The 242-nt window shown below is 65.3% G+C and carries 1 protein-coding gene; it reads left to right on the top strand.

All coding sequences use genetic code 11. The features are described from left to right. Positions 1 to 23: 23 nt before the first annotated feature. Positions 24 to 242 (top strand): hypothetical protein (locus tag KVS67_RS12810; RefSeq protein ID WP_217565526.1); only part of this gene is annotated, 219 nt, incomplete at its 3' end.

Here is a 242-nt window from a genome sequence, read left to right as displayed (position 1 = left end):
ACTTCGCCCTCTGGCAGGAGGAGATGGCCACCACGCAGGAGCAACTGAAGCAGACCGCCCCGGGCGTCGTGCCGAGCATCCAACACTACCTCGAGTTCCGGAACCGCTTCCACTTCGGCCACATCCCGAAGGCCCGCCCGCTGTTCATGCCGCTCAACTCGAAGTACGCGATCCGGGCCCTCACCTCCCTCCCCCAGGACGTGCGCCGCCACTTCTACTTCGACGTCATGGAGTCACTCGCC

The sequence above is a fragment of the Micrococcus sp. GbtcB5 genome, from assembly GCF_019091605.1.
Lineage (GTDB): Bacteria > Actinomycetota > Actinomycetes > Actinomycetales > Micrococcaceae > Micrococcus > Micrococcus luteus.
The sequence above is the reverse complement of the archived record's forward strand: the minus strand, read 5'-3'. Positions and strand labels throughout refer to the sequence as shown.